Origin of the sequence: Streptococcus suis, from assembly GCF_017601095.1 — a bacterium.
Taxonomy (GTDB): Bacteria; Bacillota; Bacilli; order Lactobacillales; family Streptococcaceae; genus Streptococcus; species Streptococcus suis_Z.
The window spans coordinates 79,976-93,799 of record NZ_JAGFUX010000001.1 but is presented as its reverse complement, the minus strand read 5'-3'; the positions used below and the strand labels follow the sequence as shown (position 1 = coordinate 93,799).

The 13,824-nt window shown below is 41.5% G+C and carries 16 protein-coding genes; 7 read left to right on the top strand and 9 right to left on the bottom strand.

The window, feature by feature from the left end; genetic code table 11:
* Positions 1-30: 30 nt before the first annotated feature.
* The 7 genes from J5566_RS00490 to J5566_RS00460 form a co-directional block, all read right to left on the bottom strand.
* On the bottom strand, positions 31-1,365 hold the full coding sequence (locus tag J5566_RS00490; protein WP_208561637.1) for an FAD-dependent oxidoreductase: 1,335 nt from the start codon (positions 1,363-1,365) through the stop codon (positions 31-33).
* A 112-nt stretch (positions 1,366-1,477) separates the two neighbouring features.
* Positions 1,478-2,413 (bottom strand): 4-hydroxy-tetrahydrodipicolinate synthase, encoded by a 936-nt coding sequence (dapA, locus tag J5566_RS00485; RefSeq protein WP_208561636.1) that lies wholly within the window; start codon positions 2,411-2,413, stop codon positions 1,478-1,480.
* A gap of 76 nt (positions 2,414-2,489) precedes the next feature.
* A complete protein-coding gene (locus J5566_RS00480) occupies positions 2,490-3,566 on the bottom strand; it encodes an aspartate-semialdehyde dehydrogenase (RefSeq protein WP_208561635.1) in 1,077 nt (358 codons plus the stop codon).
* Positions 3,567-3,849: 283 nt separating this feature from the next.
* Positions 3,850-4,137, bottom strand: coding sequence for a DUF1905 domain-containing protein (locus J5566_RS00475; protein ID WP_024387563.1), 288 nt, complete (start codon positions 4,135-4,137; stop codon positions 3,850-3,852).
* Between the two features lie 8 nt (positions 4,138-4,145).
* Positions 4,146-4,799: a DNA alkylation repair protein gene (locus J5566_RS00470; protein WP_208561634.1), complete on the bottom strand. Its 654-nt coding sequence runs from the start codon at positions 4,797-4,799 to the stop codon at positions 4,146-4,148.
* Entirely contained in the window at positions 4,789-5,298 is a 510-nt protein-coding gene (locus J5566_RS00465) for a GNAT family N-acetyltransferase (protein WP_208561633.1), read from the bottom strand. Before J5566_RS00465 ends, J5566_RS00470 begins: the two co-directional genes overlap by 11 nt.
* Positions 5,299-5,916 carry a DUF5052 family protein gene (locus J5566_RS00460; protein WP_208561632.1) on the bottom strand — a complete coding sequence of 206 codons (618 nt, stop codon included), beginning with the start codon at positions 5,914-5,916 and terminating at the stop codon, positions 5,299-5,301.
* 328 nt (positions 5,917-6,244) lie between these two features.
* Between J5566_RS00460 and J5566_RS00455 the strand changes: the two genes are divergently transcribed.
* The 3 genes from J5566_RS00455 to J5566_RS00445 all read left to right on the top strand — a co-directional run bounded on the left by J5566_RS00455 (position 6,245) and on the right by J5566_RS00445 (position 7,701).
* Complete coding sequence (locus tag J5566_RS00455; protein ID WP_208561631.1) at positions 6,245-6,394, top strand: hypothetical protein; 150 nt, start codon at positions 6,245-6,247, stop codon at positions 6,392-6,394.
* On the top strand, positions 6,382-6,618 hold the full coding sequence (locus J5566_RS00450; protein WP_208561630.1) for a hypothetical protein: 237 nt from the start codon (positions 6,382-6,384) through the stop codon (positions 6,616-6,618). The genes J5566_RS00455 and J5566_RS00450 overlap by 13 nt, the downstream gene beginning before the upstream one ends.
* Positions 6,619-6,924: 306 nt before the next feature.
* Positions 6,925-7,701 (top strand): DUF6261 family protein, encoded by a 777-nt coding sequence (locus J5566_RS00445; protein WP_208561629.1) that lies wholly within the window; start codon positions 6,925-6,927, stop codon positions 7,699-7,701.
* Between the two features lie 57 nt (positions 7,702-7,758).
* Here the strand turns inward: J5566_RS00445 and J5566_RS00440 are convergent, their stop codons facing one another.
* Positions 7,759-9,075 carry an FAD-containing oxidoreductase gene (locus tag J5566_RS00440; protein WP_208561628.1) on the bottom strand — a complete coding sequence of 439 codons (1,317 nt, stop codon included), beginning with the start codon at positions 9,073-9,075 and terminating at the stop codon, positions 7,759-7,761.
* A gap of 181 nt (positions 9,076-9,256) precedes the next feature.
* Here J5566_RS00440 and J5566_RS00435 point away from each other — a divergent pair, with 181 nt between their 5' ends.
* On the top strand, positions 9,257-10,066 hold the full coding sequence (locus J5566_RS00435) for a PrsW family glutamic-type intramembrane protease (RefSeq protein WP_208561627.1): 810 nt from the start codon (positions 9,257-9,259) through the stop codon (positions 10,064-10,066).
* Positions 10,067-10,111: 45 nt separating this feature from the next.
* On the opposite strand, the gene J5566_RS00430 is transcribed toward J5566_RS00435, so the two are convergent.
* Positions 10,112-11,782 (bottom strand): formate--tetrahydrofolate ligase, encoded by a 1,671-nt coding sequence (locus J5566_RS00430; RefSeq protein ID WP_208561626.1) that lies wholly within the window; start codon positions 11,780-11,782, stop codon positions 10,112-10,114.
* 201 nt (positions 11,783-11,983) lie between these two features.
* Here J5566_RS00430 and J5566_RS00425 point away from each other — a divergent pair, with 201 nt between their 5' ends.
* From J5566_RS00425 to J5566_RS00415, 3 genes are read left to right on the top strand one after another with little or no spacing between them, the layout of a single operon-like run.
* Entirely contained in the window at positions 11,984-12,670 is a 687-nt protein-coding gene (locus J5566_RS00425) for a phosphopantothenate--cysteine ligase (RefSeq protein ID WP_208561625.1), read from the top strand.
* A 4-nt stretch (positions 12,671-12,674) separates the two neighbouring features.
* Entirely contained in the window at positions 12,675-13,220 is a 546-nt protein-coding gene (gene coaC / locus J5566_RS00420; protein WP_208561624.1) for a phosphopantothenoylcysteine decarboxylase, read from the top strand.
* Entirely contained in the window at positions 13,210-13,779 is a 570-nt protein-coding gene (locus J5566_RS00415) for an ECF transporter S component (protein WP_208561623.1), read from the top strand. The genes coaC and J5566_RS00415 overlap by 11 nt, the downstream gene beginning before the upstream one ends.
* Positions 13,780-13,824 lie beyond the last annotated feature (45 nt).

The window sequence follows — 13,824 nt, the reverse complement described above, 5'->3', positions numbered from 1 at the left end:
CACGTTTTTCTAATAAGAGAGCAATATGCACTAGATACCTGCCTCCCTTCTTCGTTTTTCGTGGTAATAGTAATTGGCTGCTTCTATTAAAAATGGAACCAGAGCAGTCTGCTGGGGTAAACAAAGCCAAGATTGTTGTAACAAATCATCAATTGCTAATCCTTGCTGAATAGCTAAAGCCAGCTGATTCATTTGTGCCAGATGATCCGATTTTGAAATCAATTGTCCGCCCAAAAGACGACCATCGGTCTGGCTCAAAACCAGCTTGAAATCCAGTTTTTCCTTATCCCATTGACTATAAGGTTGCTGGATACGAACCACGTCTGTGTCCAGCCACAATTGCGCCTCTTTTTCTGTCAATCCAACGCTTGTCATATTCATCCCAAAAATCCGACTGGAGACAATACGCACAACATCTTTTAATGGTCGCTTCTTCTCTTGTAAATTTGCAACTGCTAGACGACCTGTTAAAATTGCATGGTTGATCATTGGGAGATAGGCTTGACCAAAAAAGGCAAATGGAAGTCGTATAAGGTCGCCAACCGCAAAAACTCTTGGACGACTGGTTTCTAGGAAGGCATCAACAACCAAGCAACCATCTGGATCCATTTCTAATTGCCCTTGCAAGAGCTGACTATTGGGTCTAAAATTCGTTGCTAAAAGACAAAAGTCTGCCCGAATGCCTTCTTCATAAGTTTCACAGACAAAACTACCATCCTCAATCTCTAGCTTATTAACAGTTTGACCGAAATAGGTTTTGATATTTCGACTGTCAAATTCCTCTAAGATAAACTCCGTCATCTCTTGATCAAAATACTTTGCCAGCGGCCACTCTTGTGACTCAATCAACTGCAATTCGATGGGATATTCCGATAAAGCATCAATGGTTTCCAAGCCAATTTGCCCTGCCCCAATAACTGCAATCTTTTTGGCAGTAGCGATTTTTTCAAATGCTACCAAAGCCTCTCGTTTCGATTTACAAGATAGAATTCTCTCCCTGCTATCCTGACTTTGGTATTCCCATACCTGACAGGAGCCCATAGCAAGAATCAAATAATCAAAAGAAAGATTCGTTACTTGACCATTTCGACTGATTTGGATTACATTTTCCTCCTGAGATAAGCTCAAGAATCGCGTTTCCAAGAGTAGCTCAATGTCCGAAGAAAGGACTTCCTCATAGAGTTGACAAGTAGCTTCTTCCCAAGTCGAAATACGATTTTTCATTCGCCAATTGAAAGCATTGGGAAAATAGCCAACTTCTTTTTCCTGGTCAATCAGACAAATATTAGCCTGAGGATAGGTTTTTCTTGCCTCTACTGCTGCTGCTAATCCAGCAAAAGAAGCTCCAATAATAATAATTTCCATACAAGATCCTTATTTGTTTTTGCTATTATAACAAGAATTACCCAAAAATGAAAAGGCTTGCAACTAAAAAACACATCAGAAATCTGATGTGTTTCACTACATGGAATATTTTTTAATAATCTGGTCTTACGACTCCTGTTACTGTTGCTTTGGTTGCTTCGTAGTCGCCATCAACGACAACTTTGATAATGCGTTTGGCATCTTCTTCTGGACATGGTACCAATGGTAAGCGGAGCGGGCCAACTTCAAATCCCATATAATTAAGAACTGCCTTAATCGGTGCAGGACTTGGGTAGGAGAAGAGGGCATTGACTTTCGGAATAAACTTACGTTGAATCGCGGCTGCTGTTCGGATATCTTGTTGCTCAATGGCTGTGAACATCTCATACATCTCATCACCATTTGTATGGGAAGCCACTGAAATTACACCGTCTGCTCCCAAGTTCATGGCATGGAAGGCATCTCCGTCCTCACCTGTATAAATCAAGAAATCTTCTGGCTTGTTTTCAATCAAGTAAGCCATATTGGCAAGGCTGGTACACTCTTTGACCCCAATGATATTGGGATGTTCTGCCAAACGCAACATGGTTTCTGGCGTCATTTCAACAACGACACGACCTGGGATATTGTAGATAATGATTGGCAAATCTGAAGCATCTGCAATGGCCTTAAAGTGCTGATACATTCCTTCTTGAGAAGGTTTGTTGTAATAAGGCACGATGGCAAGACCAGCCGCAAAGCCTCCGAATGCCGCTACTTCCTTAGCAAACTCAATCGAATCGCGCGTATCGTTGGTACCGATACCTGCAATCAAGGGGACACGACCGTTGACAATCTTTTGCACGGCAGCAAATAATTCTAATTCTTCCGCGTGAGTAAGGGTTGGACTTTCAGCAGTTGTTCCTGCCAACAGAATCCCTTCTGTGTGATGGGACAACAGATGCTCAACCAACTCGGGCAAGACTGCATAATTTATCGAACCATCCTCATTGAATGGTGTAATCATAGCTGTAATAATTTTTACATCTCGTAACTCTTGAATAGACATGGCATTCCTCTCTTATACTTCCTTTCCAAAAAAGGCTGATTTGAACCAATGGTTCTCAATCAAGCCTATCCATTAATTATTTCAATTCAAATTTCAATTCTGCAGTTGGACGAACTAGACCACGTTCATGAAGAGTCTCAGCGATTTGCACAGAGTTCCATGCAGCACCCTTGAGCAAGTTATCAGAAACAACCCACATGTGGATACCGTTTTCCTTATCCAAATCTTTACGGATACGACCGACAAAGGTATCACGGCTACCAACAGCGTTAATGGCTTGCGGATATACTTGGTTTGCCACATCATCTTCCAAAACAGCACCTGGGAAGGCTGCAATGGCTGCTTTTACCTCATCAATCGGTGCAATTTCTTTTGTCTCAATATAAACAGACTCAGAATGAGCAGACAAGACTGGAATTCGAACACAGGTTGCAGAAACGGCAATGCTGTCATCTTCCATGATTTTCTTGGTTTCTTTGGTCATCTTCATCTCTTCATAAGTGTAGTCATTTTCAGTGAAGAGGTCAATTTGTGGAATCGCATTGAAACCGATTGGATAGTGCTTCTTATCACCACCTGAAGGAAGAATATTTGCTTCTACCGCTTTTGGTTCCACGCCATCATTCAAGACAGAACGAAGCTGAGCTTGTGTTTCCAAGATTGCTCCCATACCAGCACCAGAAACTGCCTGATAGGTTGATACGATAATCCGCTCCAAGCCCCATTTCTGACGAATAGGCTCCAATGCAACCATCATCTGAATAGTTGAGCAGTTTGGACAAGCAATGATACCATTATGGGCATCAAGCGCGTGTGCATTAACTTCAGGAACAACCAACGGTACATCTGGATTTTGACGGAAGTAAGAGGTATTGTCAACTACTACAGCTCCTGCTTTTACCGCATAAGGAGCGTACTTGGCAGATGTAGAGCCTCCAGCTGAGAAGAGGGCAATATCCACTCCTTCAAAGGCTGTTTCTGTTGTTTCTTCAATGACAATGTCCTGTCCCTTAAACTGCAAGGTCTTGCCTGCTGAACGGGCAGAAGCAAGGAAACGCACTTTCTCGATTGGAAGTGTTGACTCTTCCAACATTTTTATCATTTGGGCACCAACTGCACCAGTTGCACCAACAACAGCTACTACATAAGCCATAGAAATCTCCTTTAGGTTAATTCTTCAAAATTTTCTAAAAATTTGTTATTTCATAATTATACCACAATTTCAATAAATGGAAAGTCTGAAATACAAAAAAAAGCCCACCTAAGTGGGCAAGGGCATCGTTTCCGATGAGAATAGAAGGTTCACACAACTATTCAAGGTCCGCTCCTGCGTTTCAATCTAATGAAGACCTCCCTAGCGTCGAATGTGACAAAGTCACTACTCGGCTCATCGCATGAATCTATTCTACCATAATCTCAAGGATTTGCAAGCCTGATTACTCCATTCGTTCTTGAATGGTTACTTGTACTCTATCGCCAGCCTGTTTTCCAATAGCCGCTCGAATAGCTTTTTGAACGCCTATTATGTAACAGATATTGCCTGCTTCATCCTTAACTCCCATATTGACAATGGAGCCATCATAAGGATGACCATCAAATCTGGCATGGACTTTTACCCTTCCCTTACCAAATTCTTCTCGAATATCATAGGGAAAGATGACATAGGCTCCGCCCTTATCTGGTACTGGATGTATAAGGGTTTCAAATTCATAGACTTTGGACATGGCTCCTCCTAGATATACTTACTGGCTTCGCGAATGGACAAGCCTGCCATTTGGGAGCGGTATGTGTCAAGGAAAGCCCGTACCCATTCAGGATTGGTTTTAGAATAATCCCGCAAACTCCAGCCAATCGCCTTGTTGATGAAAAATTCAGTCTGATTGAGATTGTTGACCAGAATTTTCTCTAGAAGTTCTGTATCTGTCTTTTCTTTTTGCAAGAGTTGATGGTCAATGGCAATTCGCCTCAACCAGAAATCATCATCAAGACTCCATTCCAAAACGGTCTGCTTGGCCTCTGGATTGTCCAAGACAATCTTACCAACTAACTTATCAAGACCGTCAATACTGTCCCACCAAGACTTGCTTTGAGCCAGTTTTTTCAAGCGGGATAAATCAGCTAGAACCAGGTCTTTTTTCTTAGTAACCAGGTAATCAATGGCGATATACTGAAACTCACGATAAGGCTTTTCCCAACAAGCCTCCACAAAATCCCAGTCAATTCCCGGAGCCTTAAAATCTTTGAAAAATTGCTTGGCAACTGTTCGACGGTTAGGTGTCCGAACTCCCAGAAAATCAAAGTTATTTTTCATGTAGGCCTTCATAGGCTGGACCTGACTGGCATCTGCTACCGCCATCAAACGTTTTTCTAATTCTTTAATCTTCATTACATTCACCTACCAAGGATTTTTGTAGCCAGACAATATCATGCCAGGTCCCAAATTTATATCCCACCTTTTTGAAATGCGCCATCTGTTCATATCCCCTCTTCTCATGGAGGGCAAGGGAGGCAGGATTTGGCAGGGCAATACAGGCTAAAAAGTTCTTAAAACCACGCACTTTCAATTTCTCTTCCAAAGTATCATATAAAAGACTTCCGATTCCTTTTCCTCGTGCTTCTTTACTGACATAAACAGACAATTCAACTGTCCAATCGTAAGCAGCACGGGCATAGTAGGTCGATGCATAAGCATAGCCCACAACTCGCCCATCTTCTTCAGCGACTAGATAGGGAAAATTCTCCAAGGTCTTTTCTATTCTACTTGCAAAGTCTGTCACAGTCGGCACTTGAGTCTCAAAGGTAAAAGCGGTCTTTTCTACATAAGGTGCATAAATTGCCGCCAGGTCTGCAGCGTCCTCTATCCTTGCGGAACGAATTTCTATCATCTAGTTCTCCAATAATTCTCTATCATAAATGGTATAGTCACAACGATAGATGATCAAACGCTTGCCGTCAATCAAGAGCTCGGAAGTCTTTGGTGCATCTGAGGCATAAAGCGATACCTTATCCCCAACATAGGTCGCAAGTGGTGTCCCGTTTTGCGAACGAATCAAGACCACCTTGGCCTTACCAGTAAAATCATTTTTCAGGCTAGAGACCATGCGATTAACCAGGGGGATAGAATGGTCATAGTTGGCAATATCGACTGTAGTTTGGTACTTGGCAAACAAATCTTCCAACCCCTCTTCTGCTGCAATTAAGGAGGAACCGACATGGTCAATTTCATAATTGCCAAGTGTCACCTTCAAAACAGACGAATCCGCATTAGAGTAGCCTTCGGCATCCACAGAGTCGAATTCTTCATTCCGCGAAATCGATAGGGACTTACCAGACATTTCATCTATCAATTGAGAATTTTCATCGTATGTCCGTACCGTCATCTCCAAGCCAATCCATTCTTCCTTGGTATTTTTCCACCAATTTGAAATTGATTGACAAGCAGACAAGGTGACTAGGCTGGTTGCTAATACAGCACCCAGTGCTAACTTTTTATTCCATTTCATATAAAACCTCCAATGGTTGATACCTTATTGTAACATGAAAACTGGTTTTTAGACTCGTTAAGCTAGAGAGTAGTTTCTTTTTTCTACTACCTGAGGAGTGTAGATAAGAATAATACTCTTATCACTTTAACGAGCTAGAAAAGGAAATTAGAGCCTTTGAACAACGGTATGCTGATAAGAATGGTTTATCTTTGGCTGAAGTGAAGGCTCGAGTTGATGACTTCGATGTCAAGGCTTTTGAGGAAAAAGCAAGGCGGTATGTGGCTGAGAAAAATTTTTCGGCACGGGCGAATTCAGAGCTTGCTTTGTACAACTTGAAAATAAAATGATGGCTGAATTTGAAACGAAAGCCTATGATGCTGAATTAGCCTTTTATCGCTTGAATAATGTTGCTGAAGAGTCTATAATTAGATTAGAGAAATTGAAAGAAGCTGAATTAAAACGAATAGAAAGTAGTTGGGCTAAATGGCAGGAATAGTGGACAAATTAAAATTCATTCGTAACGTTGTTGAAAATCGTGATACTAGTGAAAATGCCGTGACTCTCTTGACTGATTTGAAAACAGATAAAGAACTGCTACCTGTCTACAAAGTACCTATTAGTGTTTTAGCTGTAGCCGCACTTGATGTGTTAGGGATTGAAAAATACCAAGGGTTTGATGATGATGTCCAACTTTGGAAAGTAAATTTATTAAATACATAAGCACCTAGAAAAATCTACGTGCTTTTTTTGTTATTGAAAATAGAATCATATCATTTCAATTTGAAAACTCGCAAAACCAATGATTTTATTGCAAAAACAATTTTTAAACATGTAAATCAAACTGAATTGCCACTTTTAAACATTTATATCATTGTGTTTCAATGTAATTTTTAAAAAATAAAATTGTATTATAGGAAAACCATATGATTTGACAAGTTTTTTAAAAATTTTTTTCTATTTCATATTTTTCTCCTACATATTTTCGAATAAATAGATGACCATAAAAAAAGATAGTGAGGTACACAAATGAAAATCCGAATCCCTTTATATACACAACGATTGAATCAAGCAGAATTTACACAACTCATCACCACTAGTGTTGATACCTTGAAACAATATAGTTCAGCCACCAATGATCCCATGGTAACTGACTTAATCACACAGCTTGAAGAATCCTTGCCCATGTTGAAAAAAAGTATAAAACAAAAACGAGGCTCAGATATGACTAGTGCCCTAAACAAGGCCTTAAAGAATCGAAAGGCTGACTACTCTGCATTTGTCAATGGATTAAAACTCTTTAAAAATGCGCGAACACCAGAGAAATTACAAGCCTATCACCGCCTGCAAGAACTCATCAAATTATACAAATATACACGGTCTAGCAACATGCAAGAATCGTCTGCTTTACTGGATTCACTTCTAGCTCGACTGGCAAAGTCCCCCTACTCAGAAGATGTTAGCCTACTGCTGTTGGATGAAGCTGTTGCCAATCTTCGAGAAAGTCATGAAAGTGCTTATCATATTTATCTAAATAGAAGTCAAGACACCGGCACTCGTGAAAAGATAAACAGTTTTGAGGTCCGTAAGACAGCCCTTAAATACTACACTCTTCTTTATAGCCACTTGGTCAATAAAATCAGCTATGACCCAACGGCACCAGAGAAAGTTATCCTGCAGGTCTTAAATGACATTCGTCAAGATTTTTCAGAAAGAACTCGACAGAAAAATCAAACTGGAACAAGTACTGCTTCCATAAACATCGTGACAAGTCTATCACAAGGAAAAGAGATTGAAACGACATAGAAAAATTCCCCCTAGTCGACATGATTAGGGGGTACATAATTTCATCCTTTAAAATGCTTAAAAATTAAAGACGTCATTCAAATTCTCAGCCATAGTCGGATGGGTGAAAATCTGTGTTTTGAAGTAGGTATAAGGAATCTTATTGTCAATGGCCATAGCAATCAAGTTGATCAACTCTTCAGAATTGCGACCAAAGAGAGTCGCGCCCAGAACAAGCTTACTTTCCTTATCCACGATAACCTTGAAAATGCCTTTGAGGTCATTATTGACATGGGCACGTGGCATATTGGCAACAAGCAATTCATTGGCAATGTAGTCGTAACCTGCTGCCTTGGCTTCCTTCTCGGTCAGACCGACACGAGATAGCACAGGCGTGATAAAGACACTGGTTGGGATTGACTTACGTTGGCTCAAGCTGTAAGTTCCAGTTCCAGTCAACTTGCCGAAAACGATACGGAAGTCGTCTAGGGATGTGTAAGTGAATTGTGGACCGCCATTGACATCGCCCACTGCGTAGACACCTGGAACAGTGGTTTCACAGTAGTCATCCACCTTAACAGCACCATTTTCCAAACGCTCAATCGCCGTATTTTCCAAGCCCAAGTCAGCAGTGTTTGGCACACGACCTGTCGCATAGAGGACAGCATCGAAGATTGCCGTTTCACCATTAACCGTCACAGCAACTTGCTCGCCCGCAGCTGCTACTTGCTCGATGTTAGCTCCAAGCTCGAAGGACACACCAGCTTCTTCCATATACTCCTTGGCTAACTTGGCAACCACTTCCTCTTCTCTTGGTAAAATAGCAGAGCTGGCTTCATATACTGTCAACTGGCTGCCGAGTTTGCTATAAAGACCAGCAAATTCCAGTCCAATGTTACCACCGCCGATAATAGCCAACTTACCAGGACGAGTTTCCAAGTTCTGAATGCCTGTACTATCATAAACGTGAGCTGTATCCAACAAACCTGGAATTGGAAGCACGCGCGACTTAGCACCTGTATTGATGACAATAGTTTCCGCAGTTAGTTGGATGGATTCCTCACCTGCCGACACTTCAACAACTTTGTCCGCAACAAAACGTGCGTGACCTTGATAAAGATTAGCACCACTACCTTTCAAGACTGCCTCGTTTTTGTTCCTCAAGCGAGTGGTGACCATTTCCTTTTGCTCCATTACCTGCTCAAAAGTCCAGTTTTTATCTGCTGCTACCAAGAGAGTCTTGGTTGGAATACAGCCAATATTGATACAGGTTCCGCCAAACATAGCAGGATTTTCCTCAACCAAGGCAACCTTTTTTCCAGCTGCTGACAGCTTACCTGCCAAGGTCTTACCAGCCTTTCCAAAACCAATGACTACTAAATCATATTGTTCCATAAAATACTCCTTTTATTTTTTCAACATTAGTCTATCAAAAAAGAAAATTTTTGGCTCAATTCTGCTACGACAGTAAAATTTTACGGCATTTCGGCAAAAAACAGATAAAAATTAGACAAAATGTCACATTTTTTGCTACAATGTATTCATACACTAACCAATTAATACAAAGGAGTTTTCAATGCGAACCATAATACACTATTGTAAAACCTATTTCCCGATTCTTTTAGCCAGCTTTGGCTTTGTAAAAGGCTGTCAGATTATCTTTGAAGAATTGGCCAAACCAAATGGCATGGAAGCCAAGTACCCCTTATTTTTACTGACTATTTCTGTTGCTGCCCTTTATATCATTCCCCTGGTCTATTTGATCCGCTACTTGGAAAACCGCTATGCTATTTCCAAAAAAGTCAGTCATTTAAGTTGGATTTTGGGACTAACTGCCGGAGTGGCTTTTTCAGACTACGGACACACTGCTATCGGTTACTTTTTGCTAGAGATTGTTAAGGTCAGTGATGATTTTCGTTATGACTGGGGGGCTGCTGTTTCTGCCCCGTTTGCAGAAGAGTTTGGCAAGGCTCTAGTTGTTGTCTTAGTTTTACTCATTGCAAGAAAAATGACTCTCAAACATGCCTTGGTCAGCGGTATGATTGCAGGTCTTAGTTTCCAAATTGTTGAAGATATCATGTTCACTTTTCGTGATATGTTTATTGGTAAACTAGATGGGTTTGAGACCATTATCGGTCGTGTTGGACAGGCTGGTTGGACCCACTGGGTATTTACCATGCTCTTTGCTGTTGGTATGGTGGCACTTTTTACCAAACAAAAAGCCATGTCAACTGTTCAAGGTCTACTGTGGATTACAGCCAGTATCTGTCTTCACTTCTTCTTCAACTCCCCATTGCATACAGGTATTTTGACAACCCTGCTTCCGATGGCTAGTGTCTTACTAGGACTTCTTGCCTATAGAACAGTTGATCAACTACCAGAGTAATAGAAAAATCCGCCCAACCGAGCGGATTTTTTCTGTTCATTCTGATTAGAACAAACCGATTGCTGTCCCATCTTCTGCCACGTCCATATTGAGGGCTGCAGGGGCTTTGGGCAAACCTGGCATGGTCATGACATCTCCGGTAAGAGCTACGATGAAGCCTGCTCCCAATTTTGGAACAAATTCACGGACTGTAATGTCAAAGTCAGTCGGCGCCCCCAGTGCAAACTGATCATCAGAGAAGCTATACTGGGTTTTAGCCATGCAGACTGGCAACTTGTCCCAGCCATTCTTAGCAAATTCAGCCAATTGATTACGGGCTTTTTTCTCGAAAACGACTCCTCTACCACCGTAGATTTGCGTAACAATTTTAGTCACTTTTTCTTCCAAGCTGTCTTCAGACTTGTAGAGACGTTGGTAGTTTGCTGCTTGGTTATCAATAGTAGCAACAACAGTTTCAGCCAATTCGACACCACCATCAGCTCCATTTGCCCATACGCTTGCTAATTCCACAGGTACGCCAATCTGGTCACAAAGTTCTTTCAAAGCAGCAATTTCATCAGCGGTATCGGAGACGAATTCATTGATAGCAACAACTGCTGGAATACCATACTTGCGGATATTTTCCACATGGCGTTTGAGGTTGGCAAATCCAGCTTTGACTGCTTCAACGTTCTCGCTAGAAAGCTCTGCCTTGTTCACCCCACCATGCATTTTGAGGGCACGAAGAGTTGCGACGATGACAACGGCATCGGGTGCTTTTGGTAAGTTTGGCACCTTGATGTCAAGGAACTTCTCTGCACCCAAGTCGGCACCAAATCCTGCTTCTGTGACAGTATAGTCGGCCAATCGCAGAGCTGTAGTTGTTGCAAGAACTGAGTTACAGCCGTGGGCGATGTTAGCAAATGGTCCACCATGAACAAAGGCTGACGTGCCATAGATGGTTTGGACAAGGTTTGGTTTAATGGCATCCTTCAAAATGAGGGTCAAAGCACCCTCCACCGCCAAATCACGCACATAGACAGGACTGCGATCGAAACGATAACCAATCACAATATTTGCCAAGCGTTCTTTCAAATCATTGATATCTGTCGCTAAACACAAGATAGCCATAATCTCAGAAGCAACAGTAATATCAAATCCATCTTCACGTGGAATGCCATTGAGCGGACCACCCAAGCCGACTGTTACCTTACGAAGGGCACGATCGTTGAGGTCCACAACACGTTTCCAGATAATACGACGTTGATCAATCCCAATCGCATTTCCTTGGTGGATATGGTTATCGATCAAGGCTGAAAGAGCGTTGTTTGCTGTGGTAATGGCGTGCATATCTCCTGTAAAATGCAGGTTAATGTCTTCCATTGGCAAGACTTGAGCATAGCCACCGCCTGCAGCTCCACCCTTGATCCCCATTACAGGCCCCAAAGATGGTTCACGGAGGGCGATCATGGTTTTCTTACCAATTTTAGACAGGGCATCCGCCAGTCCAATGGTTACCGTTGACTTGCCTTCTCCAGCAGGGGTCGGGTTGATAGCCGTCACCAAAATTAACTTGCCTGGTTCATTGTCCTTAACAGCATTGATCTTATCAAAAGATAATTTAGCCTTGTATTTTCCATAGAGTTCAATATCATCAAAGCTGATACCAATTTTTTCAACGATTTCTGTGATGGGCTTTAATTCTACACTTTGAGCGATTTCAATATCGGTTTTCATTGCTAACTCCATTCTATTTGCTAGTTGTAGTATATCAAAAATTTTGCTTTTTGCTAAATTTAGATGCAATTTTCTAAAGATCGTACGGATTTTTTCACTTAGTCAACGCCCAGTTTTCTCTAATATCTTGTTTTAGTATTTTTAAACTGAACTTGGTCTTGAAAACTTTACGAAAATAGTTATTTCTAGTAAAATAGGACCATGAAAATCTTGATTACTTCTGGTGGGACGAGCGAAGCTATTGACCGCGTTCGCTCCATCACCAACCACGCAACAGGTCACTTAGGAAAAATAGTGGCAGAAACTTTTTTAAAAGCTGGGCATCAGGTCACATTGGTCACAACCAAGGCTGCGGTAAAACCCTCGCCGACCTCTGGTTTAGTCATCCATGAAATTACTAATGTAGAAAGCCTCAAAGCATGTTTAGAAAAACTTGTTCCGCAGCACCAAGTCCTCATTCATAGTATGGCTGTTTCTGACTATACTCCTGTTTATATGACTGGTTTAGAAGAGGCAGAGCAAGCCGAGCATCTCTCAGATTTATTGACCAGAAGCAATACTGAAACAAAAATTTCTTCCAAGGATGACTACCAGGTTCTCTTGCTCAAGAAAACCCCTAAGGTTATTTCGCTTGTAAAAGACTGGAATCCTGCTATCCAATTAATTGGCTTTAAACTCTTGGTCGATGTTTCAAAAGAAGAACTCTTTTCTGTTGCAAGAGAAAGTCTGGACAAGAACAAGGCAGACTACATTGTTGCCAATGATTTATCAGAAATTGGTCCCAACTATCATCATGCCTATTTGGTGTCCAAGGATGATACCGTCTTGGCAAAAACTAAGGAAGAAATTGCAGAATTGATTTTGAAAAGTGTTCAGAAAGGGGAATAAAGCAATGGCAAATATCACTCTAGCTGTTTCTGGTTCCATATCTGCTTATAAATCAGCAGATTTGACCAGCCAACTGACCAAGCAAGGTCATCAAGTGACGGTTTTAATGACAGAATCAGCTACACAGTTTATTACTCCCTTAACCTTGCAAGCTCTGTCGAAAAATATAGTTCATACTAATATTATGCAAGAAGAGGAGCCCCGTTCCATCAAGCACATCGATATCGCAAAGGGAACGGATTTGTTTTTGCTAGCTCCAGCCTCTGCCAATAGCATTGCCAAACTAGCTCATGGCTTGGCAGACGACCCTGTCTCAACTGTTGCCCTGGCTCTACCTATTGGAGTACCTAAACTTCTTGCTCCTGCAATGAATACCAATATGTATCTCAATCCTGCTACCCAACGCAATCTCCAATTGCTTGAAAAATTTGGTTTTCAGGAAATCAAGCCTCGAGAAGCCTTGTTGGCTTGTGGCGATTTTGGGACTGGCGCCCTCGCCGAAATTGATATTATTTTAGAGAAAGTGAGTCGAACGCTCAGTGAAAAATAAAAAATCCAATCAAGTTGCAACCCTAGCTATTTTTATTGCCATTATGATTGTTCTTGAATCCATCAGTCAAGCAATTTTTGCCGCTTTTGTCCTCCCTATCAAACCAACCATTACCCATATTCCAGTCATCGTTGCCAGTATCATCTATGGACCGAAAATTGGAGCACAGTTGGGAGGCTTCATGGGGGTTATGAGTATGATTCGTAACACTATATTGTTGGGTCCCATGAGTTATGTTTTCTCTCCATTTGTAGAAAATGGTAATTTTAATTCCATTCTCATCGCAGTCCTTCCTCGTATCCTCATCGGGATTACCCCATTCTATGTCTATAAAGCCATGTCAAACCGTACTGGATTGGCTTTGGCTGCTGCAACTGGTACATTGACCAATACTTTGTTTGTTCTCTCGGGTATCTTCTTCCTGTTCGGATCTGTCTATGCTAGCAATATTCAAGCTCTCCTGGCTTCAATCGTTTCCTTCAATACCTTGGCAGAGTTGATTATTTCTATCAGTCTTGTTTTGGCCATTGTTCCGGTTTTACAGAAAGTTAAAAAATAAATATCAGAAAATCACGTGAAAGCGTGATTTTTCTTTTCAAACATG